The following is a 23656-nucleotide window of genomic DNA, read 5'->3' on the forward strand; positions in this document are numbered from 1 at the left end:
CAGCCGCTGAAATCGGCGGCTGGAAATGATGGGCGAATGGCAGCGTAATGCTTCCGCCTCAGGCCACGTGACGGATGATGTCGTGGCCGCCGACATCCTCCATATCCAGACGGAAACGTGAAACCAGCGCGCGCAACTTTGCCGTTTCGGCGGCAAGCGTTGCCGAGGCGGCGGTGGATTGTTCCACCATCGCCGCATTCTGCTGGGTGGCGTGATCCATGGAGTTCACGGCGGCGTTGATTTCGGCAAGCCCCGTCGATTGTTCGGCGGCTGATGTCGCGATTGCGGTCATGTGCTGGTCGATGCCGGCGATGCGCTCGCCAATATCCTTCAGCGCCGCACCGGTATCGAGAACCAGCTTCACGCCGCTTTCCACTTCTGCCGATGATTGGCGGATATGGTCGCGGATTTCGCTTGCGGCCTTTGCGGAACGCTGGGCGAGATCGCGCACTTCCTGCGCCACCACGGCGAACCCCTTACCGGCCTCACCGGCGCGGGCGGCCTCCACCCCGGCATTCAGCGCCAGAAGATTAGTCTGGAAAGCGATTTCGTCGATGACGCCGATGATGCCGGTAATCTGCCGCGACGATGTCTCGATGCGGCGCATCGCCTCTTCGGCGTGGCTGACCACCTCAACCGATTTCAGGGCGCTGTGGTTGGCGTCGGTGGCGGCAAGCCGCGCCTCAGAAGTGCGTTTGTTGGCGTTTGAGACATTGGCCGTGATTTCCTCGAGTGCTGCGGCGGTCTGTTCGAGGGAGGCTGCCTGATTTTCCGTACGGCGGGAAAGGTCACCGGCGCCGGCGGCAATCTCGCGGCTGCTGCCGTCGATCGTGCCGATACCATCGGAAATCGCAAACAATGTTTCGGCCAGCTGCCGGACAGAACTGTTGAAATCGTGCCGCAGGGCTTCAAATTGCGGCGCGAAGGCCTGATCGAGCTGGAAGGCCAGATCACCCGACGCCAGCCGCTTCAGACCGCTAGCGAGGCCTGATGTGGCAATGCGCAATCGTTCGGAAGCGTCCTCCTCGGCCTGCTGGCGTGCTGCTTCCTGATCGGCTTGCGCCTGCAGGCGGGCCGCTGCCGCCTGTTCTTCAAGCGCCCGGTTGGCGATTGCCGCCTGCCGGAAGACTTCAACGGCGACGGACATGGAGCCGATCTCGTCCTTGCGGTCGATGCCGGAGGGTGGCTGAGATGTATCGCCGCCCGCCAGTGTTTCCATATTCTTTGACAATTGCAGGATGGGGTGGATAACCGATTTGCGGGTAAGAAGGAAAAGCCCGGCGGAGAAAATTGCCGCCAGAACCAGCAGGCCCTTCAAGGCAAGGTTGATGGTCTCCTTGGTCTTTTCGCTTTCGGCCGAGGCGGCATCGGACAGGGCCTCGATCTGGTCGCCGGCCGTTTCCATCGCTTTTTCAAGCGCCGAAAATTGCCGCATGAACTCAGGCATCAGCTTGATCGCCTCTTCCGGGCTGGAGCCGGCAAGGCCGACAACCGCATTGGCGGCGTCCATATAAGCGAGCAGCGGTTTTTCGACGCCGTCGATCACGGTTTTGACGTTTGTGCCGGCTGAGAGAGACCTGTTGGCCTCGATCATTTCGCGGAAGCTGGCTTCATGTTCGCCAAGGTCAGCCTCAACCGCCTTGAGATCGAGGCCCATACTGGCATTGGTGGAAAGAATGGCGGCAAGTACGTCGGAGCGCAATGCATCATGCATCATGTCCGCCTGCATGTGGTTGCGCAGCACTTCTGCCGAAAGTGCGACATATTCGCTGTTGCGGTTTAGCGTTTCCGTTGCCCACATGCCAACGCCCGTGGCGGCGCCGGTGATGGAAAAGATTGCAATGCTAGCCAATATTATCTTTTTCTGAATCGACGCCATGGGGACGTTCCCGCGCTGTTGGTTATACTGCGGGAAAATAATAGAACATGCTTAATAAATGATCTATGTAAGCTCTGTTTTTGATAAAAGCGAAAAGGGCTGCAATTTCTATTGCAGCCTTTCCTATATTAGGACTTTATACTTTTAATTTGCGCGTTTCAGCGCGTCGCCGAGGATTGAGACGATATCATCGAAATGGGATTTTTCGGCGATCAGCGGCGGCGAGAGGGCGATGATATCGCCGGTGACGCGGACAAGCAGGCCACGCTCGAAGCAATCCGTGAAGATGTCATAGGCGCGCGCACCGATGGCGCCATCGCGCGATTGCAGCTCGATGCCGGCGATGAGGCCGATGGTGCGGATGTCGATGACGTTTGGCAGGCCCTTCAGAGAATGGATGGCATCTTGCCAGACATCCTGCAATTCGGATGCGCGGGTAAAGAGGCCTTCGTCGCGGTAGATATCGAGCGCGGCGATGCCGGCGGCACAGGCGACGGGATGGCCGGAATAGGTATAGCCGTGGAACAGCTCGATCTGACTTTCCGGGCCATGCATCAGCGCATGATGCACCTTGCGGCTGGTGAAGACCGCGCCCATGGGGATCGCGCCATTGGTCAGACCCTTGGCGGTGGTGACGATGTCAGGCGTAACGCCGAAGTAGTTGCTGGCGAATGATGCGCCCACGCGGCCGAAACCGGTGATGACTTCATCGAAAATGAGGAGAATGCCATGCCTGTCGCAGATGGCGCGAAGGCGCTCCAGATAACCCTTCGGCGGCACCAGCACGCCGGTAGAGCCGGCCACCGGCTCGACGATGCAGGCGGCGATGGTTTCAGCGCCATGCAGCGCGACCAGCCGTTCCAGATCGTCGGCAAGCTCGGCGCCATGCTCGGGCTGGCCCTTGACGAAGCTGTTTTTCGCCAGATCGTGGGTGTGGCGCAGGTGATCGGCGGGGATTTGCGGGAAAACACGGCGGTTGTTGACGAGACCGCCCACCGAGATACCGCCGAAACCGACGCCGTGATAACCGCGCTCACGGCCGATAAGCCGGCTGCGGGTGCCCTGGCCGATGGCGCGCTGATAGGCGATGGCGATCTTAAGGGCCGTATCGACCGATTCTGAACCGGAGCCGGTGTAGAAGACGCGATCAAGCTTTGCACCTTCCGGGCCGGGAGCGATTTCCGCCAGCCGCTCGGCGAATTCGAAAGCGACGGGATGGCCCATCTGGAAGGAGGGCGCGTAATCCATGGTCGAAAGCTGGTGCTTGACGGCGGAGGCGATCTGCTGGCGGCCATGGCCGAGATTGACGCACCAGAGGCCAGCCGTACCGTCGAGAACCTGGCGGCCGTCATCGCTGGTGTAATACATGCCCTCGGCGCTGACCAGCAGGCGCGGGCTGGCCTTGAACTGCCGGTTGGCGGTAAACGGCATCCAGTAGCTGTCAAGCGAGGTGGAATTGGATCGGCTGGGGTTGTCCATCATGGTTCTCCTGTTCGTTGCCGATGATTGAAAGCTATTTTCCAGACTGAACAAGCCCTTTTCTCGCTGTGGCCAAGTCATTGAAAATGCTATAGGCGAAAAGGAAGGTTTTCGATATTTCGAACAAGGGTAACGGAGGCTCCAGCATGTCGGTGGATATAGGCGGGCGTTTGCGGCATTTGCGGCTGCGCCACAATATTTCCCAGCGGGAACTGGCAAGACGCGCCGGTGTGACCAATTCGACGATTTCGCTGATCGAAAGCAACACCTCCAACCCGTCCGTGGGGGCGTTGAAGCGTATTCTCGACGGCATACCCATCGGCCTTACCGAGTTTTTCGCATTCGAGCCGGAGACAAGCCGCAAAGCCTTTTACCGGGCGGATGAGTTGGTCGAGATCGGCAAGGGGCCGATCTCGTTTCGGCAGGTGGGCGACAATGTCTTCGGTCGCAGCCTGCAAATCCTGAAGGAATGTTACCAGCCGGGCGCCGATACCGGCAAGGTACCGCTGGTGCATGATGGTGAGGAGGGGGGCATTATCCTCTCCGGGCGTCTCGAAGTGACGGTTGATGAGGAGAGGCGGGTGCTGGGGCCTGGGGACGCCTATTATTTCGAAAGCCGCAGGCCACATCGCTTCCGTTGCGTTGGACCCGTGCCGTGCGAGGTCATCAGTGCCTGCACGCCGCCCACCTTCTGATTCTACCGGGTTCTGCGTCAGGTGGGGCAAGAAGGGCGGCCGTTCCATCATGCGCGGAAAAAAACGGCCGGGAGCAGAGGATTTTCTGCAGGATGACGAGGTTTTGATACGAATTCCTGCCACTATTTTGCCGCTTTTGCGCCGCTCTTGCAACTTCTCCATCGCTTTTTCTTGGCAAAGCCACAGTGCCGGGTAAAAAAATCCCGGCTAATATGTCAAATTTTATATGCATTGCCGCAATCTTGCTGCGCCGCAAAAAAATTTAATAGTCTGTTACACGCATGGCTTTTCTTGGTGTTCCTGTCTCATCTCATCAAGTCATAAGAAACATATAAGAAAAGACTATCCGGGGTCGAAAACGCAATACATGCAGCGGCGACACCCATGCTCTGGACACATGGCCATAGGCGCATTTGTTGCTTTTTTATGCAGCGGATAATATTGCCCGGAGGTTGATCGGCCGCTGCCGCAAGAAATCGCATAGACGGTCATGGGCAATGTGCCTTACAAAAAATCCATTAGCATCAAATTCCGAACACAGACTTGTTATCTCCTTTAGACGGAAAGACACGCCTCCGGGCACCGACCAATCGCAAAACATAAATGGAGTTCACTCTATGAAGTCCGCGACCCAATCGGCTGAACAGACACTCAGCAGTTCCGAAGATTTCGATGTCAGCTTCCCTATCGGGGGCATCGCAAAACGCAGCTTCGATATGGCATCGGCTGTGCTTGCGCTGCTCATCTTCAGCCCGATTTTCCTGTTGATCGCCGCTCTGGTGAAATTTTCCGATCCCGGCCCGATCTTTTACGGTCACCGGCGTGTCGGACATAATGGCCGCTATTTCCATTGCCTGAAATTCAGGACGATGGCGATGAACGGCGACGAGATGTTGCGGCAATATCTTGCCGCCAATCCGGAAGCCGCCGAAGAATGGCGCGCGACCCGCAAGCTTAAGAACGATCCGCGCGTTACCGCCGTCGGCGCCGTGCTGCGCAAGCTTAGCCTCGATGAACTGCCGCAGCTCCTCAACATCATCCGTGGTGAAATGAGCGTGGTTGGCCCGCGCCCCGTCGTTGACGAGGAACTGAGCTATTATGAAAGCGATGCCGCTTATTATCTCAGCACCCGTCCTGGCCTGACCGGCCTGTGGCAGATCAGCGGCCGTAACGACGTCTCCTACAAGACCCGCGTCGCTTTCGACACGCAATACGTTCAGAACTGGTCGATGCGGCAGGATGTCTTCATCATCGTCAAGACCATTCCAGCCGTGTGCCTGTCGCGCGGCAGCTACTGAAATCAATATTGAGTTCGGCTTTATCGATTTTCGTTTCGACACGCACCCTGACCGGGATCCCAAGTCCGGTCTTCGGGTGCGTCATTGGTGCTAACAATAGCGGCCGCTCATGCGGCGCTGCGCAGCCGGCCCTGTCCGGTTGCTCTATCGTCTGATCGCCTGCATGGCGATCAGCAAACAGGGAGTCTCCCGATGAACGGCTTTTTTGCCACCACCCGCCGTCCGCTTGCCACCCTCGTGCTTGCCGTTGCCTTTGCCGCGCCGCTCTCCGCAATGGCGGCAGAGGGTGGACAATACACGCTCGGCACCGCCGACAAGCTGCGCATCCGCGTCGCCGAATGGCAGCCCGCCGATGGCAGCATCCGCAACTGGGACGTCATCAACGGCGATTATTCCGTTGGCCCATCCGGGGCGCTGTCCTTGCCCTTCATCGGCCAGCTCGAGGTTTCGGGAAAAACACCCTCGGAAGTCGGGGAGGCGATTGGCGCGCAGCTTCAGAGCAAATTTGCGCTTCGCAACCTGCCGTCGGCTTCCGTCGAAATTGCCCAGTTCCGGCCGATCTTTCTGAGCGGTGACGTGCAGACGCCGGGCGAATATCCCTATGCAGCCAATCTCACGGTTCTGAAGGCCGTCAGCCTTGCCGGCGGCCTGCGTCGCTCCGATGCCGGGCAGCGTTTTGCCCGCGACTTCATCAATGCGCGCGGGGACGCCGCCGTCTATGACAACCAGCGGGCAAGGCTGCTCGCCCGCCAGGCGCGGCTGATTGCCGAGGTGAAGGGTGACGCGTCCATCGCCAAGACGCCTGAAATGGAAAAGATCAGCGAGATCGATGTGCTTCTGGCCAGCGAAAGCGCGCTGATGAAGTCCCGTACCGAGCGTTATACGCTTCAACTGAAGGCGCTGACGGATCTGCATGCCCTTTTGCAGAGCGAAGTCGAGTCGCTGAATAAAAAATCGGAAACACAGAACCGCCAGCTCCAACTTGCCAACGAGGACCGCGACCGCGTCAACCGTCTGAACGAGCAGGGGCTTGCACTGTCGCAACGGCGTATCTCGGCGGAAGAACGGGCGGCGGAGGTGGAATCCACCCTGCTCGATATCGACACGCAGTCGCTGCGCGCCAAGCAGGACATCAACAAGGCAACCCAGGACGAGATCAACCTGCGCAACGACTGGGTGGCGCAGCGTTCCAAGGAATTGCAGGATACCGAAGCGGAACTCGACAAGCTCAATCTGCAGCTGACCACCAGCCGCGAATTGATGTCGGAGGCGCTGGCGCAATCGGCCGAGGCGATCCGCTTCGATCCGTCGGGGAAGTCCGCGACCATCAGCTACCTCGTGGTGCGTGAGGAAAATGGCAAGCCGAAGGAAGTGAAGGTGGATGAAAACACCCTGCTTCAGCCCGGCGACGTCATCAAGGTTTCATCCGAAATCCTGATGCAGTGAGGTTCGCATGCGGATTGCCAAATCGGCGCTGATCGATCCCGAACGCAATGAAATCTTCGGAATGGCGGCGATTGCGCTGTCATTCTTCGTGTTCGCCTATTCGTCGCGTTTCGGGCAAATCTCGGTGCTGGCCTATTATGGCGTGTGGCTGCCGCTGGTGGTGGTCAATTACCGGCAGGTGCTCGGCAATTATCCGCGTTATCTGTGGATCTTTGCCTTTGGTATCCTGACAGTGCTGTCCAGCTTCTGGTCGGAGGCTGCGTCAGTGACCATGCGCGCCTCCATCCAGTACATGACGCATATCGTCTGCGCCTTGATCGCCATGCGGGTGATATCCATTCGCACGCTGACACGCGGCGCGCTGATCGGCATCGCCGTGGTTTTGCTGTATTCGCTGCTATTCGGCATTTATCTCTTCGATGCATTGGATGGCACCTATAGTTTCGTTGGCGCTTTCTCGTCGAAGAACCAGCTCGGTTTTTACGCATCGCTTGGCGTCATTTTCGCCGTCGCCTCCGTGGTGGTCCTCAAACAGAGAGGCATCTGGCTGCCAATCGCCGGCGTTACCGGGCTTTTATCGGCCTATAGCCTTGTCGCGTCGCAATCGGCCACATCCACGATTACGACAGCGGCGGTGGTTGCGCTCATCGTCGGCTTCATCCCGATCGGCATGCTGTCTCCCGCCAACCGCAAGATGACGTTTTTCGCGCTCGGCGGCCTTGGTGCATTGCTGGTGGTCGCTTCGCTGCAATTCGGCCTGCTCGATGCCATTCTGGGTGTTTTCGGCAAGGATTCGACGCTTACCGGCCGCACCTATCTCTGGCAGCAGGGCATAGAGGCGGCAAAACAGACACCGATCCTCGGTGTCGGTTATCAGGGCTTCTGGGTCGCGAGTTTTGCCGATGCCGAACGCCTGTGGAACGACTTCTTCATCACCGGCCGCACCGGCTTCCACTTCCATAATACCTATATCGAAACGGTGGTGGAAAATGGCATCGTCGGCATGGCGCTGCTTGGCATGGTGCTTTACGGCACGCTGCTCGGGCATCTGCGCTCGGTGCTGATGCGCAAGAGCGATCCGCAGGGCGTCATCCTGTTTGCGGTCTGCGCGCTGTTCGTGGTGCGCTCCTTCGTGGAGATCGATATCATCTTTCCCTACCAGATCGGCTCGTTCCTGCTTTATTTCGCTGCGGGCAAATTGTGCCTGCCAATGAAGGCAGCGCAGAATGGTGAAACTCACCCGGCGATGGGTATGCGGTTGCAGACGAGAGTCTAGAGATAATCCGCCGAGACATGCGGGCTGGCGTGGATGAATTTCCACATGTCCTTGCTGACATCGACGATATCGGCAATCGACTTTTCCAGATGCTCGATTTCCTTCTCGTCCATGCGTTCGACCTTGCCGTAGCGAACCTTGCTGTCGTCCTCCACCAGCCGCATCAGCTGGGTGCTGGCGATTTCGCCCTTTTCGTCGAAGGAATAGATGCAATGATTGTATTTGTTGCGCGTCCGCGCTTCCTTCTTCAGCCGCGCCATGATGGAGAGAATGGTCTTGCGGTCCGGCGCTGGCGTGGAGGGGAGTTTCGCCAGACGTTCGATGAGGTCCATGCGGGCCCGCGTGGTGTTGAGCGTCAGAAACACGACGATAGCCGCTTCCTTCTCCACTTTCAGGAGGTGGACGATCAGATAGATCATCAGGCTTTCGGTGTTGGTCCACACGTAATTAAGCCTGCCGACCAGCAGCAATACATCCGACATCACCGCCATGCTGCTTCTCCCGCCCCGGCGAAATATATTCGGATATTATATGCTGACCGCTGCGGAAAAGACAGTATAGGTTACTGATATTTCTTCATCTTTCCTTGAAGGCACGCGACATGCTGTCGGAGATCGGCTTGGTCAGATATTCGAAGAAGGTACGCTCCGAGGTCTGGATCAGAACGTCGGCCGGCATGCCGGGCACGGGGTGGAAGTTATGGACCTTGGAGATTTCCTCGTCGGAAATCTGGACGCGAATGATATAGACGTCCTTGACCTGAAGACCGGCATTTTCCTCGATACTGTCGGCTGACACGTAAAACACCTTGCCGTTCAAAACCGGCGTGGTGCGGCGGTTCAGCGCCGACAGACGGATCGCGGCGGTCTGGCCCTCATGCAGTTGGTCGATGGAGGTTCTGAGAACCTGCGCTTCAAGGATGAGGGGAACGTGAGCGGGCAGAATTTCCATGATCGGCTTGCCGGTGGTGATGACACCGCCGGCGGTATGGTAATAGGCGCGCACCACCGTGCCGTTGACCGGCGAGCGGATAATGGTGCGTTCCAGCACTTCGGCGGCGCCACGCACCTGTTCGCGCACGCTGTCGAGATCAGAATCAGCGGTTTCCAGCGCATCGAGTGCGGCCTGTTTGTTGGCATTGACGGCAATCACCGCTTCCTGCTTGAACTTGGCGATCTCGGCCTCGCTCTGGTTCATTTCGCCGGTCAGGCGGGCGATATCGCCCATGGCGTCGGCAATGGCGCGTTCCAGCGCCAGCATGTCGGTCTTGCGGATGACACCGTCTCTCGCGAGCTTTTCCTTGGAATCGCGTTCCTGTGTCAGAAGCGCCAGCTGCCGGTCGAAGGACTTCTTTTGCCCATCGTAACCGGTATAGCGGAATTCCAGCGAGCGGATGTTCTTCTCGATCAGGTTCAACTGCTCGTCGAGCTTGACGATCTTGCTGTGGAACACGATGTTCTGGCTCTGGATGATGGAGTTGATGTCCGGATCGCCGGCTTCCTTCATGACGATTTCAGGCACCTTGAAGTTTTTCTCTCCCTGCGCCTCGGCACGCAGGCGCACCACGATGGTTTCCAGACGAAGCCGCCGCAGCTGCAACATACGCTCATTGGCAAGCGCCGTCGTCCTGTCGAGTGTCAACAAGACGTCGCCTTCCTTGACCGTATCGCCTTCGCTGACCATCATTTCCTTGATGATGCCGCCTTCCAGATGCTGGACGACCTTGTTGTTGCCGGTGGCAACGAAGCTGCCCTGGGCGATGATGGCGGAGGAGAGCGGTGCTGTCCCGGCCCAATATCCGAAGCCGCCGAAGGATGCGAGCAGCACGGCAAGACCGATGGAACTGTGCAGGCGGATGGAGCGCGGCACTTCGCTGTACCATTCCATCTGGCCCTGGGGTTTGATTTCGGCAATGGCGGTTGTCTTCTTGAACATGACGATCCTCAACCCTCGATCTGCGGGGACTGGTTGGCCTGGCGGCCATTGCCGGAAAGCGCTTTCAGCACCTCGATCCTTTCGCCGAACATGGCGAGCGATCCGTCCTTCAGGACCATGATCTTGTCGACACATTGCAAAAGTGCGGGGCGCTGGGTGATGGTCACAGTGGTGATGCCCTGTTTCTTGGCGTGCAGCAGCGCCTTGGCCAAAGCCTGTTCGCCCGCCGTGTCGAGGTTGGAGTTGGGCTCGTCCAGCACCACGAACTTGGGATCGCCGAAAAAGGCGCGGGCAAGCGCGATGCGCTGTTTCTGGCCGCCGGAAAGCGGTGCACCATCGGCGGCGACGACGGTCTCATACCCTTGCGGGAAACCGGCAATCAGCTCGTGTACGTCGGCCAGCACTGCCGCCTCGTAAATCTGCCGGTCGTCGACATCGTCGCGCATGCGGCAGATATTGGCCTTGATCGTGCCGGGGAACAGCTGCACGTCCTGCGGCAGATAACCGATGCTCTCACCGAATTGCCGCTGGTCCCAGTTGCGCAGATCCATGAGATCGAGGCGGACATTGCCTGAGGTTGGCAGGATGGAGCCGACCAGCATCTTGCCGAGCGTCGTTTTGCCGGAGCCGGAGTTGCCGATGATGGCGAGCGATTCTCCCTTTTTCAGCGAAAAGGAAATGCCGTTCAAAATCACCTTCTTCTGCGGCGGTGGCACGAAGAGAATGCGCTCCACATCGAGACGCCCCTCCGGATTGGGCAGGCGCAGGCGCGGGAAATTCAGCGGTGAGCTGATGAGAAGCTGCTTGATGCGGCCATAGGAGGCGGCCGACCTGTTGAACTGGTGCCAGCCTTCGATGGCGCCTTCAATGGGGGCGAGCGCGCGGCCGGAAATGATCGAGGCGGCGATGACCATGCCGCCGGTCAATTCGCCGGCGAGTGACAGATGCGCACCCCAGCCCAGCAGGGCGATCTGCGTGATCATGCGTGCGGCCTTGGAAACGCCTGAAAACATGATGTTGCGATCCTGCGCCGCCACGTGCGATTTCAACGATCCGGCGGTTTCACGGCCCCACATCTTCACGGCTTCCGGTATCATCGCCAGCGCATTGATGATCTGCGAATTGCGCGACATGGAATCGAGGTGGAAATTGGCGCGGCTCAGATAACCGGAGGCTTCGGAAAACTGCTTTGCAGTGAAACGCTGGTTCAGCCAGGCGATAATGAACAGCACCGCACAGCAGACCATGATGATGATGCCGAGATGCGGATGCACGAGATAAACCACCACGATGAAGAGCGGCATCAGCGGTGCATCGAGGAAGGCGATCAGGGTGCCGGAGGTCAGGAAGGAGCGCAGTTGCTGCAGGTCCTGCAGGATCTGGTAGTCCTTACCGCTGCCGTGCAGCGCGGCGCGGGCGGCGGCGGACAGGATCGGTGCGCCAAGCTGCACCTCAAGCTCGACGGCGGTGCGCATCAGGATGAAGCGGCGGATGGCGTCCAGAAAGGCCTGCAACAGAACCGCGCCGAGAACAGCGACGGTCAGCATGACAAGCGTATCCATTGAACGGCTGGTCAGTACCCGGTCGGATATCTGGAACAGATAAAGCGGAATGGCGAGCAGCAGGATGTTGATGGCGATGGTGAACAGCATCACCACCACCATGTTGCGACGAACAGCGGCGATGCCCTTGGCAAGGCTGGCGGCGAAATTGATCGGCTCGCTGCGTTTGTGGAAGCCACTGTGGGCACCGCCACCGCCACCACCACCCCCGCCGCCATTGTCCGTCGGCTCCTTGCCACCGCCGCCCGTCACCGGCCGACGTTCGTTTTGGCGGATCGGACCGTCATTATTGTCTATGGTCTTGACGAAAGGTAGATCGGTACTGTCGACCTTTGCCTGCGGTTCCGCCGGGGCGGCGGGTTGCCGGTCCGGCTGTGGCGCTGGCTTCTCCAGCGGAACATCGCGCAATTGTTGGGGTTGTTCGGTTCTTGCGAGTGGTTGGGGAAGAGGTTGTGGGGGAGTGATCTGTGTAGGAGCGATCTGCGTGGGCGATGCAATGGTCTTCGCAGTCTGTTCCGAGCCGGATAGCTGGCGCAGATTTTCGATGGCGTCGTTGATGGCTGAAATACAGGCGTCCGTCAGTTTGCTGTCTTCCGCTTCCTGATCCAGCGGCAAGTCGAGTGAGCGTCCGTCGGCAATTGTTTTTCTGGAAATATGATCCATTTTGTATCGGTCCCCTCGGTGATCTCACGGTGTTTGCGGTTCCGGCTGTGGCGGGGCGTATTTGCAGCCCCGCCTGCCAAAATCTACGCGGTCACCGCCTGCATGACGTCTGCCGAATGTGCGTTCGACCAGGACAGGTCGTGGCCGCCATTGATGACGCCGTCGGATTCGTTGTGAGTGGTGGCGGGATCGTCGTGAAGAAAAGCGATGACCTCGTTTGCCAGCTGACCGTGCTGTGTCGGCTGCAATGTGTCGTTTTCGATGATGCCGCCCTGAATGAGAATGGCATCGGAATAAACGCCGCCGGCGACATAGGTGGTCGAACCGAAGCTGTCGTAGTCGATGATCTGTGCGAGATTGATGACCGCGTTGCTGCCGGTATCGATATGGATGGTGGCATTCTGGTTGTTCTCGAGAACCTTGGCGGCTGCCTGGGTCACATCGTCGGAATCGCCCAGCACGCTTACCTGTTTGATGATGCTGACATCATAAAGGTTGCCGGTGATGTAGAGGACGTTCAGCCCCTGATAGCCGGCAAAGTTGGCGTCGTGGGCAAGGGCGTCCGGCATGTTCGGGTCGCGCTCGTTGATCCCGTTCACCGTCTGGTGCATGTAATCAGGCATGGCCTCGAAACGGTCGTTGCTGCCGACATTGTGAATGGTGGCATCGTTCCAGAGCAGGTTATTGCCGGATTGGATGGTGGCGCCACCAGGCGCATCGGGATTGGCGCGCGCCCAGTCATTGTCGTAAAGCACGGCGATCTGGCTGATCAGGTTCATATCAAGCACATTGCCGCCGCCGATGACCAGATCGTACTGCATGCCGATGCCGAGGAAATTGGCGATGTTGAGCGCGGCGTTGCCGCCGGTCAAAACGCTGACGCTCGCACCTGACGTGGTGACCGTCATCGTGTCATTGTCACTGATGAACTGGTATTGTTCGATCCAGTGGACGAAGGACACATCGCCTTCCAGCACGCTGACGCGCCAGGCGGTTGGGAATATCGGCGTTTCGCCGCTCTCATGGCTGTCCGCGGCACTATGTTCCGCGCCGGGATAGACGCTGCGCTGGAAGCTGGCGATATTGTAGGCGGCCGTTGCTGCCTGATCTTCCGAGTGGGTGAAGACGGAAGAAATATCGTCCCGGTCACTGTAGATATAGGCTTGGGTGATGGCGTCGATCTGGTGATAATCGCCCATGACGGCGGTGACCGAGGTCATGACGCCGGTATTGACCAGCGTGGCGATGTTGGCGACGACATTGGCGCCAGCGGCAATATCGAGGCTGTTGCCGGCCGGGCTATCCTCATGCAGGGAAACGTCGCTTTTTTCAGGTGCCTCGGCGGGCTTGGCGATGCCGCGATCCGGCATGAAGTCGTCGAGCGCCGGCTTGTCGTAGGCGACCGCGCCATTGATATAAAGACCGTTGATGTCGTTGCCGGCCAGAACGAAATCCTGATCCGCACCGGTGCCGAGCGAGGTGACGTCGTTGTAACGGGCGTGGTCGATATAGTCGTGCGCGGATTTGGCGAGCGCCTGTAACGCGTCATAGCTGTCGGTGCGCTGAAAGGTGGAAAAAGGCGTGAAGGCGGACGCTTCATTATAGAACTCGACGGTGCGCGCTGTCACGAAGCTGGTGTCGCGCGCCACGTTCGGACCGTCGGTCATGTTCAGATAGTCGTCGTCCTGAAGAATATTGACCTGTGTAAGATGGCCGGCCACCGAGCCGGGGCCGGTATGAACGACCAATTCGCGCTCATCAAACGAGAGGCGGCCGGGAAAACGGAAATGCGCGCCGGAAATATCGACCGGGATGGCATTTGCTAGCTGCTGCATGTCATATTCGACACCGCGGGCGAAATGCGGTCGCATGTAATCGAAATCGTAATAGCCGGAGCGATATTTGACGCCGGGATCGTAGTCCTCGAGCGGGACGTCATAGTTCTTGTCGAGCAGCCTTGCTGCCTCATCGTCTGGCAGTCGGTCCGGATCGGAATGCGCCGGGCCTTCGCTATAGTTGCTTCTCAGGCGCGCTTCCTCGATCACCGTGTCGAACATGCCGATGAAATGCGCGATCATGTCGGAAATCTTGTCGATATGCATTGGAGGTCCCTCCCTGATCATTGCGGCGGGGACTGGGGGCGGCAGGCGGCACACGTCTTGATGGCGGTGCTTCGTTCACCGAACCCGGTTCTTTTAACCGCAAACTGCACCGGCGGATGCCGGTGCAGCTCTTCTCGTCAAGAGGTGGGTATCAGGAGTGATCTTCCCCAACGTCCGAAACATGCGAGTTACCGCCTGTGATCGTGACGTCAACGGCATTGGAGAGCATGTTGGCGCCCTGCACCAGTTCCAGATGGAAGCCGGAATTTGCAAGGATTGCCGATGCATCCGCAGTGCTGGTGCCTGCTGCGTCGTCGCCGGCCTTGAGGTCCCAACCCTTGCCGTCCATGCCTTCGGCGCCGAAAGCGTCACCGGCATTGGCGTTCAGGTGGTTCTGAGCCCCGCCATTGTCCATCCTGACGTCGTAGGCGTAATCCTGATCTGCCAGATGGTTGGCCTGCACCAGGCTGAAGCCGGCATCGTTGCCGTCACCGCCGAGCGAGTTGTTGAGGATATTGTCGACGTCGAGAGTGAAGGAGAAGTCGTCACCCAGGTTGAAGGTCAGGTCGCCACCAGCGACACCGAGATTGCCGACATCCTTGACGCCCGCAATGTTACCGAAGTCGTCATCCGACTTGTAGTAGCTGTCAGCGGAGTTGAAGCTGTCGGTGGTCGTCGATACCTTGGTGGAGGTGTCGTTGTCGGAATAGGTGAACGTCTTGTTGTCCGAATCCGATACCGTCTTCACGCTGGTGTCGTTGTCGCTGTACGATTTGCTGTCGTAGCTCCAGTCGTAGTCGGTCTTGATTGCGGTGTTGGTTTCGGTGCTGGTCGAGGTCGTGGTGGTCGTGTCATTGTCGCTGTACGACTTGCTGTCATAGCTCCAGTCATAGTCGTTGTCGCGATTGTCGCCATTGCCGACTGCGACGTCGATCTGTGCGTCAACATCCACATTGGTGCTGTTGTCGCTATTGTCGTTGTTGCGGTTTTCACCGTTTGCGGTGCCGACATTGCTGTCTTCCACCGAGGCGTCGTTGGTCGAGGTGTTTGCAAAACCCTCGGAAAGAGCGCCGATCTTGGTGATGTCGTCGCCGGCTGGCTGTGGATTGTAACCCATTTCGATTTCCTCCGAAAAAGCTCGGAGCAGCTTTCGAAATCCCTCTCATCTAAAACGGGATTTTTTCGCGCTTGCTCCGCGTTGCACAAAGATTGATGTCTGCAGATGCACTCATTACGTCTCATCTGCGGTTCGGCATCGGCCCGTAACCGGGCTCTTTTCGTTCAGCCCTTGTGCGCTACTCGATAAAAAGGCGCACAAATCCGTTCCTCGCTCCAATGGGGAGCGCGGTGGCTTCGTCTTTTTGCTTGCATGGTGTCTTGAAAAGGAGCCGGCGCTGGCAAACACACGTTAAGGCCGGTTTAGTCTTTTTATCTGCCGCCATTCAGCGACGGTCAGACTGTGCCGCAGAAAAATCGTGCTTTCTAGCTATCAATTCGGGCTAGACATATAGGTACACGTCACCGGAATATATATGCCGGAGGGGTAGACCGTGCGGTGTTTCTGCTACCGCAGCCGCCCAAAACAGCGGATTTGGTAGTAGAAGCCGGCTTTTCAAAAACATGGTTTATGTGCGAGGGAAGGGGTCGTTATCCCGAAACGGCACATCGTCCGGGATCGTTTGCTGGAGAGATATGAAAAGGCATTTCAACCAAAAGTTATATTTTCTTGGAATACAAAACCGGAGCGGAGGCTTTTCTAACGCCTTTGTTTCCTTGACGATTTCCAAGTGAATGATTCTGTCTCACCGTAATCAATTTTGTATGCCTAATGTAAAAAATAACCCGTATGGGCCATTTATTTACACAGCTTTTCGTATTAGCCTCCTAAATTAACGGGTAATTAATGATAGTTGACATGGCTTGAAGCGGGAATTGCCCCCTATGTTCTCGGGGGCGTCCTGGCGAACGACAGATGACACAGCCAAAAGAATGTAATGCGTAAGCGCTTTAGGGAGGCGTCAATGTTCATGGGAACGTCAGATTATGCGGCAAAACAAAAAACCGCTGTTTCACCTATAAATGGAACTTTATTAATTATAGCGGATCCGGACCTGTTTTCCGAGTGTCTCGTAGAGGCGTTGGGCAAAAAGTTCCCCACATTCGCGGTGATGAGCGTTGCTTCGTCGGCGACGATCAATAGTGATTACGGTTCCGATGTCCGGCTGGTGCTGCCATACCGCATGTCGGGCGAGCGGCTTAACAATCTTCTTGCGGCAATCCGCGAAAAGCATCCCGATGCGCCGATCGCCCTGGTGGTCGAAACCATCGACAAGTTCGAAGAGCCGTTGAAGCAGCTGGTGGGGACGCGCGTCATCGATGGCGTGCTGCCACTCAATCTTCGGCTTGATGTGTTTATGGCGGCGGTCGATCTATTGATGAAGGGCGGAGAACATTTCCCTGCAGCCCTTCTCGGCAAGCTCACACCCTATTCCTCTGCTGTCGTCAGCAAGAGCGTTCACAACAATGGCGTGATCGCCAACCGCGCTGACGCGCTTGCGGTCAACCGGGGCGAAATGGCGGCACTGACGACGCGTGAGGTGCAAATCCTCGACCTTCTTTGCAAGGGAACGCAAAACAAGATCATCGCCGACAGGCTGCATCTATCCGAAAACACCGTGAAGGTGCACGTCCGCAACATCTATAAGAAGATGAACGTGCGCAACCGAACGGAAGCGGCGTCGCGCTTCTTTCACAAGGATGACGACACGGCTGTTTCCGGCTGGAAGAACTAAACGTCAGGCCGGCCGGGCGTCAGTTTCCGCCGATGTTCGTGCCCGAGACTTAAGGTCTCAGGAAACAACGGGACTTCTGGCCAAATCCGCTCGGCGAGCAAATATAGGGAGAAGAACCGGAATAGGAATGTCGCGATATCGAAGGCGCCTCGGACGACGCATCGGCAACAAGCGTCACAGCTGCATTGCCTGTCCTGTCATAGCCGTAGGAAGCCCTGGTCGGAACAACCCGCGTCTTCATCGTCGTCGCATCCGCTGATGCGGTTTTGATGAGAACGGCGTCTTCGACCACGGCGCACGAAGCTGTCGCGAAAGTAAGTGATGCAAGGGCTGCAGCAACGAGCGCAAAATGATTGCGCCTGGCCGCTTTGCCACTCTTGGAATAAGGCATTTCATTCATCGTGTATGTCCCCTGAAATCGACCGTCTGTCGCATCTCGCCGGGCGGTTTTGTCCCGGTGGACCGAGCCTTACAAAACCAGGATAGTCCCGACTGGTTGAGCGAAGCTTGCGCTAATGCTCAATAAGAAAGGCATAATGGAGGCGTAGTTAAAAAGTATTAAATCAGGGGTTATTTTTAGTAATTCAGCGTAATCAATTGTAATATTTCGATAAAATGAAGTTGACCTGTTTTTCGCTGCGCCTATCATAAAAGTTGAAATCTATCGAATCGCAATATTAGACCTCCAGAAGAAATAAAAACCGGAGGCTGATATTCAATATACCGCACAATCGGAAGTTTGATTGAGTTCAAGTCGAATCAGCCGGGCTGATTCCTCATGGGGAGGAGTGTGTAATGCGTAATTTCGTTCCCAACGAGCATGATAATGGCGTCACGATCTATTCGGAATGGCGTCCTGGCCAGCGCGTTCTCGTCAATGGCGGCGCTGGTTTCCTTGGTTCCCACCTTTGCGAGCGTCTGCTGGCCGGCGGCCACGAAGTAATCTGTCTCGACGATCTTTCGACCGGACGACTGGCGAATGTCGAGCATTTACGGGACAATAAGCGGTTTTTGCTGGTCGAGCACGACGTGCGCAAACCCTATGACATCGACGTCTCGCTGATCTTCAACTTCGCGTCGCCGGCCTCGCCGCCGGATTACCAGCGCGATCCGGTCGGCACCTTGCTCACCAATGTCCTTGGCGCCGTCAATGTGCTGGAGGTCGCCCGCAGATGCGGTGCAACCGTAGTGCAGTCCTCGACCTCGGAGGTCTATGGCGATCCACTCGTCAATCCCCAGCCGGAAAGCTATTTCGGCAATGTAAATACAATCGGGCCGCGTGCTTGTTACGATGAGGGCAAGCGCAGCGCGGAAACCCTCTTTTTCGATTATCATCGCTTTTATGGCGTCGATATCAAGGTGGGGCGAATCTTCAACACCTATGGGCCGCGCATGCGACCCGATGATGGTCGCGTGGTTTCCAACTTCATCGTGCAGGCGCTGAAAGGCACCGACATCACCATTTATGGCGATGGCAGCCAGACGCGTTCCTTCTGTTATGTCGATGACCTGATCGATGGTTTCCTGCGTTTTTCGGCCAAGCCGAAGGATTGCACCGGGCCGATCAATCTCGGCAATCCGAGCGAAATTCCGGTACGGCAGTTGGCCGACATCGTCATTCGTATGACGGGTTCCCGCTCGCGCATCGTGCATCTGCCGGCCGCGATCGACGATCCGCAGCAGCGTCGGCCCGATATTTCACGGGCCAATGAGCAACTGAGATGGCAACCGCGCGTGCCGCTCGAAATAGGTCTGGAAAAAACCATCACCTATTTCGATGCGCTGCTGTCCGGCAGGAAAGTGGCGGAGGCCGTATGAGATGGCCCGCACAATCCTCGTCACGGGCGGGGCCGGATTCATAGGCAGCCACATCTGCAAGGCGCTGGCAAAATCCGGCTTCAAGCCCGTCGCTTACGACAATCTCTCGACCGGCCATGCCGACGCGGTTCGCTGGGGCCCCTTCATTGAGGGCGACATTCTTGATCGTGGCCTGCTGAAGGCCACGCTTAAGGAATTCTCACCGGCCTTCGTCATCCATTGCGCCGCCAATGCCTATGTCGGCGAATCCGTCGAAGACCCGCGAAAATATTACCGCAACAATGTCGGCGGTAGCCTGGCTTTGCTGGATGCCTGTCTCGACCAGAATATCGGCGGGCTGGTGTTTTCCTCCAGCTGCGCCACCTATGGCGTGCCGCCGCAATTGCCGATCCGTGAGGAAACCGCGCAGATGCCGGTCAATCCTTACGGCCGTACGAAGCTGATCTTCGAAATGGCGCTGGATGACTATGCCGCCGCCTATGGCCTGCGTTTCGTGGCGCTGCGCTATTTCAATGCGGCCGGTGCCGACCCGGATGGCGAGCTTTGCGAACGCCACGAGCCGGAAACCCACCTGATCCCCCGGGCGCTGATGGCTGCCGCAGCACGGCTGCCGCAACTCGATGTCTTCGGTGCGGATTACGACACCACGGACGGCACCTGCATTCGCGACTATATTCATGTCAGCGATCTCGCCGATGCCCATGTGGCCGCCGTCAATTATCTTGATGATGGCGGGGAGACGCTGCGTGTCAACCTTGGTTCCGGCCACGGCACGTCGGTCGGCGATATCATCCGGGCGATCCACCGCGTCACGGGGCAGGAAGTGCCGGTGCATTTCGGTGCAAGGCGCGAAGGCGATCCGCCGGCGCTGTTCGCCGATATTGAAAGAGCGCGGCAGACACTCGGCTTTGCGCCGAAGCATTCCGATATCGACACGATCATCCGCACGGCCGGTCCCGGTTTCGGACTGGAGGTGCGGTCATGACGGCGCGCTCCACCCCTTCCGTTCAACCGGCACGTGCCGCCGTAGGCGCATTGCGGATGCTCCCGGTCTTCACCGGCTGGAACCGCATGGCCTATCGTCTGGGCATCGGCGGCTGGCTGGTGACGCTGACCTATTTCTGGGGCTGGTGGCTCAACCGCGACCGGGTGATCGACTGGCCCTATTATACCGTCGTTACGCTGACGCTGGCGTGGATCACGTTGCTGCCGTCCTATTTCATCTTCATATTCCTCAATGCCCGCGTCGTCGACCGGCGCTCCCCTTTGCCCAAGGGCCGGGTGGCGATGGTCGTTACCAAGGCCCCATCGGAGCCTTTCGCTGTCGTGCGCAAGACGCTGCTGGCCATGTTGGAACAAAAAGGGCTGGAATTCGACGTCTGGCTTGCGGATGAAGACCCGGATGCGCAGACGATTGCCTGGTGTGGTGCGCATGGTGTTTTCATCTCGACCCGGAAGGGTGTCGCTGACTATCACCGCAAGACCTGGCCGCGCCGCACCCGCTGCAAGGAAGGCAATCTTGCCTATTTCTACGATCATTACGGCTATGAGCGTTACGATTTCGTCGCTCAATTCGATGCCGACCATGTGCCGGAACCGGGCTATCTGAGCGAAATCATCCGTCCCTTCGCCGATCCGGCGGTCGGATACGTCTCCGCACCCAGCATCTGCGATGCCAATGCCGGCGAGAGCTGGGCCGCGCGCGGCAGGCTTTATGCCGAGGCAAGTCTGCATGGCGCGCTGCAGCTCGGCTATAACAATAGCTGGGCGCCGCTCTGCATCGGCTCACATTATGCCGTGCGCACCAAGGCGCTGCGTGAGGTGGGTGGTCTTGGACCCGAGCTTGCCGAGGATCATTCCACCTCGCTGCTGATGAATGCCGGTGGCTGGCGCGGCGTCCATGCCGTCAACGCCATCGCCCATGGCGACGGGCCGGCGACATTCGCCGATCTCATCGTGCAGGAATTCCAGTGGTCGCGCAGCCTGATGACCATCCTGCTGCAATATTCGCGGCACTATGTGCCGAAGCTGCCTTTGCGGCTGAAATTCCAGTTCCTGTTTTCGCAGCTCTGGTATCCGCTGTTTTCGGGCTTCATGGCGCTGATGTTCGTGCTTCCCATTGTTGCCCTGTTGCGTGGGCATGTGCTGGTCAACGCGTCTTATCCGGCGTTTCTGGCGCATTTCCTGCCGATTTCACTGATCATGATCGTGTTCGCCTTCTTCTGGCGGGCCACGGGCGCATTTCGCCCGCATGATGCCAGGCTGTTCAGCTGGGAAGCCATGGTGTTCCTGTTCCTGCGCTGGCCCTGGTCGCTGATGGGTGTTTTGGCGGCAATCCGCGATACGATCCGTGGTGATTTCGTGGATTTCCGCATCACGCCGAAAGGCACGCAGGCCAAACCGCCGCTGCCGCTGCGGGTGATCGTTCCTTATATGGTGCTGGCGGCGGTGAGCCTTCTCGCCATGGTCCTGGCGCCGCGCGATAGCGGAGCGGAAGGCTTCTTCATATTCGGGGCGATCAATGTGGTGATCTATGCCGGACTTTCGGTGTTTCTGCTCATCCGCCACGCAATGGAAAACGGCGTGCCGCGATTGCCGGCCATGCGCAGCGGCGCGACCGCTGCCGCCTGTTCGCTGTTGCTCGTCGCCGGCAGCGCTGCGGAACTGAGTTCCCACGCGATTGGCGGCCTTGAGGCCCTGTCGCACGGGCAGCCCTACGTCACCTTCACCGAAACGCGCTTCACGGTTGCCGGTGCGGGTGTGGAGGGCGCGAGATCGGTGCGTCTGAAACTGCGCATCACCCTGCCAGGTTTGCCCGGTCATCGGGAAATGCAGGCGGAACCGGCCGTCGCACCGTCGCCGACAGTGGCAACCGGAGAAATCATGCTGGCCGACAATAGGGTCGGACAATAGAAGGAGGAGACTGTGATGAAAACAACAATAGACAAATGCGGGTTCTCCGCTTTCGTACTCTGCCTTGCGGTGATCGCGCCCAGTGCCGTCCACGCCGCGGGCGGCACGAAGACGCCGAAACCGCTCAGAACCAGTGAAGTCGTGGAGATGTACTTCGACAAGACCTGGAAATGGGATACGGGCGGCGGACGCTTCATTGCCGACGGCCGTAAATTCATCGCCCTGACGGAAGAAAAGGGCAAAAAATCCGTCGGTGAAGGCCGCTGGACCGTCGATGCCAACGGCACGCTGTGCATGCGCGCGACCTGGAAAGCCGATAATGGAAGCGGCAAGGCCGATACCTGCTTCGACCACGGCCGTATCGGCAAGGTGCTTTACCAGCGCAAGCAGGGCGGCCAGTGGTACGTGTTCCGGCACAACCCGCCGAAGCCCGGCGATGAATTCCTGAAACTTGTCCGCAAGGACGACGTCACCCCGCAGATCGCCGCCTATGGCAAGGCGATGACGGCGACGCGGTAGGGAGGAGAGTGTCATGCAGATAACAAGAAGAAAACTGCTCTTTGCAAGCGGGGCTGCCGTTGCCTTTTCAGCCAGCATGTACCCCATGTTCAAACTGGATGCGCAGGGTGTTGCACCCATGGGCGCCACGGGCATGAAGACGCTTGCCGACAAACGTCCGACATTGCATGCGGAGGGTATCCGTTTCGGCGCTTACGATCCGCATGGTGATTTCACCGGACAGGCCGGGGTGGCGACGGAACATCTGTTCCTGCCCTGGGAAGACGTGGATCTCGACAGCCTCGCGCTCGCCGACGCCTATGCTCTTGAGCGCAAGCGCAATGTGTTGATCACCGTCGAACCATGGTCGTGGGACGTCAACTGGCGTCTTTCCTCCGACGAGTTGCGCCGCAAGGTGCTGGGAGGCGACTACGACAAGAACATGCAGGCAATCACCGCCCGCATGTCGGCAATGAAAAGCCCGCTGATCCTGCGCTGGGGACAGGAAATGGAAGACACGTCCGGCCGCTTCTCGTGGTCGGGCTGGAGCCCGCAGGACTATATCACGGCTTACAAGCGCGTGGTGGACATGACCCGCAAGGCGGTTCCCGGCGTCAAGGTGATGTGGTCGCCCAAGGGTCTCGATGGCCTGCAGGCCTACTACCCCGGCGATAACTATGCCGATCTCGTCGGCCTTTCGGTCTTCGGTCTCGAAGACTACGACAAGATCGAATATGGCGGACCGAAGACCTTCTCCGATCTGCTGCGCAAGGGCTATGGCCTTGTGGATACCTATAACAAGCCGGTCTGGGTTGCCGAACTCGGCTATGAAGGCGGCGATTCCTATGTTCGTCCGTGGATGAACGACGTGACGCTGAAGCAGGCGGATTTTCCGAAGCTGGAAGAGGTCGTCTATTTCAACGACAAGGACGTGCATCCATGGCCGCACAATCTCGGCAAGCCCGACTGGCGCGTGGTGCGTCCGGCCAAGGCTTGAACGAGGCCGGAGCGGGCCGAGCGGACGCCCGGCCCGCTCGCCCGCCCGGACATTTTACCCGCTGACGGCGAGCACCGCCTCGGCCTCATAGATGGCGCAGACGATGTGATAAAACGTGCTGGCTGGCGCCGGTTCGTCGAGCATCGGCCTGTCGGCCGGCCATTTGTCGAACCATAATCCCCTGACCGGTGTGTCGAGGAAGGGCTGCAGCGCGCCGATGGCCCTGAGACCCGATGCGAGGTAACGCTGCCGTTCCTCGCCAGACGTGACGCTGGCAAGGCGCACCGCCGCCTTCAGCCATTC

General features: G+C 58.3%; 19 protein-coding genes. 10 read left to right on the forward strand and 9 right to left on the reverse strand.

Going from position 1 to position 23656, the window contains the following annotated elements; genetic code table 11:
- Nucleotides 1-58: 58 nt before the first annotated feature.
- Complete coding sequence (locus DXT96_RS26195; protein ID WP_153517115.1) at nt 59-1879, reverse strand: methyl-accepting chemotaxis protein; 1821 nt, start codon at nt 1877-1879, stop codon at nt 59-61.
- A 144-nt stretch (nt 1880-2023) separates the two neighbouring features.
- Nucleotides 2024-3358 carry an aspartate aminotransferase family protein gene (locus DXT96_RS26200; protein ID WP_153517116.1) on the reverse strand — a complete coding sequence of 445 codons (1335 nt, stop codon included), beginning with the start codon at nt 3356-3358 and terminating at the stop codon, nt 2024-2026.
- 146 nt (nt 3359-3504) lie between these two features.
- Here DXT96_RS26200 and DXT96_RS26205 point away from each other — a divergent pair, with 146 nt between their 5' ends.
- The 4 genes from DXT96_RS26205 (at nt 3505) to DXT96_RS26220 (ending at nt 8073) form a co-directional block, all read left to right on the forward strand.
- Complete coding sequence (locus DXT96_RS26205; protein WP_153517117.1) at nt 3505-4053, forward strand: cupin domain-containing protein; 549 nt, start codon at nt 3505-3507, stop codon at nt 4051-4053.
- A 617-nt stretch (nt 4054-4670) separates the two neighbouring features.
- Complete coding sequence (locus tag DXT96_RS26210; RefSeq protein WP_149899187.1) at nt 4671-5351, forward strand: sugar transferase; 681 nt, start codon at nt 4671-4673, stop codon at nt 5349-5351.
- Between the two features lie 192 nt (nt 5352-5543).
- The gene (locus tag DXT96_RS26215; protein WP_153517118.1) at nt 5544-6797 is read left to right on the forward strand and encodes a polysaccharide biosynthesis/export family protein; all 1254 of its coding nucleotides are present in this window, start codon (nt 5544-5546) and stop codon (nt 6795-6797) included.
- A 7-nt stretch (nt 6798-6804) separates the two neighbouring features.
- Nucleotides 6805-8073, forward strand: coding sequence for an O-antigen ligase (locus DXT96_RS26220; protein ID WP_153517119.1), 1269 nt, complete (start codon nt 6805-6807; stop codon nt 8071-8073).
- On the opposite strand, the gene DXT96_RS26225 is transcribed toward DXT96_RS26220, so the two are convergent.
- The 5 genes from DXT96_RS26225 to DXT96_RS26245 form a co-directional block, all read right to left on the reverse strand.
- Entirely contained in the window at nt 8070-8564 is a 495-nt protein-coding gene (locus DXT96_RS26225) for a hypothetical protein (protein ID WP_153517120.1), read from the reverse strand. The two genes, DXT96_RS26220 and DXT96_RS26225, sit on opposite strands and share 4 nt — an antisense overlap.
- Nucleotides 8565-8649: 85 nt before the next feature.
- Entirely contained in the window at nt 8650-10008 is a 1359-nt protein-coding gene (locus DXT96_RS26230) for an HlyD family type I secretion periplasmic adaptor subunit (protein ID WP_149899183.1), read from the reverse strand.
- An 8-nt stretch (nt 10009-10016) separates the two neighbouring features.
- Entirely contained in the window at nt 10017-12233 is a 2217-nt protein-coding gene (locus tag DXT96_RS26235) for a type I secretion system permease/ATPase (protein WP_153517121.1), read from the reverse strand.
- A gap of 83 nt (nt 12234-12316) precedes the next feature.
- The gene (locus tag DXT96_RS26240; RefSeq protein ID WP_153517122.1) at nt 12317-14335 is read right to left on the reverse strand and encodes a hypothetical protein; all 2019 of its coding nucleotides are present in this window, start codon (nt 14333-14335) and stop codon (nt 12317-12319) included.
- A 151-nt stretch (nt 14336-14486) separates the two neighbouring features.
- Entirely contained in the window at nt 14487-15452 is a 966-nt protein-coding gene (locus DXT96_RS26245; protein ID WP_153517123.1) for a fibrinogen-binding protein, read from the reverse strand.
- Between the two features lie 904 nt (nt 15453-16356).
- Between DXT96_RS26245 and DXT96_RS26250 the strand changes: the two genes are divergently transcribed.
- Complete coding sequence (locus tag DXT96_RS26250) at nt 16357-17127, forward strand: response regulator transcription factor (protein WP_153517124.1); 771 nt, start codon at nt 16357-16359, stop codon at nt 17125-17127.
- A gap of 49 nt (nt 17128-17176) precedes the next feature.
- On the opposite strand, the gene DXT96_RS26255 is transcribed toward DXT96_RS26250, so the two are convergent.
- The gene (locus DXT96_RS26255; protein ID WP_149899178.1) at nt 17177-17527 is read right to left on the reverse strand and encodes a hypothetical protein; all 351 of its coding nucleotides are present in this window, start codon (nt 17525-17527) and stop codon (nt 17177-17179) included.
- Nucleotides 17528-17922: 395 nt separating this feature from the next.
- Between DXT96_RS26255 and DXT96_RS26260 the strand changes: the two genes are divergently transcribed.
- The 5 genes from DXT96_RS26260 to DXT96_RS26280 are packed head-to-tail and all read left to right on the forward strand — an operon-like array spanning nt 17923 to nt 23353.
- Nucleotides 17923-18945, forward strand: coding sequence for a UDP-glucuronic acid decarboxylase family protein (locus tag DXT96_RS26260; RefSeq protein WP_153517125.1), 1023 nt, complete (start codon nt 17923-17925; stop codon nt 18943-18945).
- A 1-nt stretch (nt 18946) separates the two neighbouring features.
- Complete coding sequence (gene galE, locus DXT96_RS26265) at nt 18947-19930, forward strand: UDP-glucose 4-epimerase GalE (protein ID WP_153517126.1); 984 nt, start codon at nt 18947-18949, stop codon at nt 19928-19930.
- Entirely contained in the window at nt 19927-21858 is a 1932-nt protein-coding gene (locus DXT96_RS26270; RefSeq protein ID WP_153517127.1) for a glycosyltransferase family 2 protein, read from the forward strand. Before galE ends, DXT96_RS26270 begins: the two co-directional genes overlap by 4 nt.
- A gap of 15 nt (nt 21859-21873) precedes the next feature.
- Nucleotides 21874-22377 carry a DUF995 domain-containing protein gene (locus DXT96_RS26275; RefSeq protein ID WP_153517128.1) on the forward strand — a complete coding sequence of 168 codons (504 nt, stop codon included), beginning with the start codon at nt 21874-21876 and terminating at the stop codon, nt 22375-22377.
- A gap of 13 nt (nt 22378-22390) precedes the next feature.
- Nucleotides 22391-23353 (forward strand): glycoside hydrolase family 26 protein, encoded by a 963-nt coding sequence (locus DXT96_RS26280; RefSeq protein WP_153517129.1) that lies wholly within the window; start codon nt 22391-22393, stop codon nt 23351-23353.
- Between the two features lie 54 nt (nt 23354-23407).
- Here DXT96_RS26280 and DXT96_RS26285 read toward each other — a convergent pair.
- The coding region (locus tag DXT96_RS26285) for an AGE family epimerase/isomerase (protein WP_194287750.1) at nt 23408-23656 on the reverse strand (249 nt) is incomplete at its 5' end.

The organism is Agrobacterium sp. ICMP 6402 (genome assembly GCF_009498615.1).
Lineage (GTDB): Bacteria > Pseudomonadota > Alphaproteobacteria > Rhizobiales > Rhizobiaceae > Agrobacterium > Agrobacterium burrii.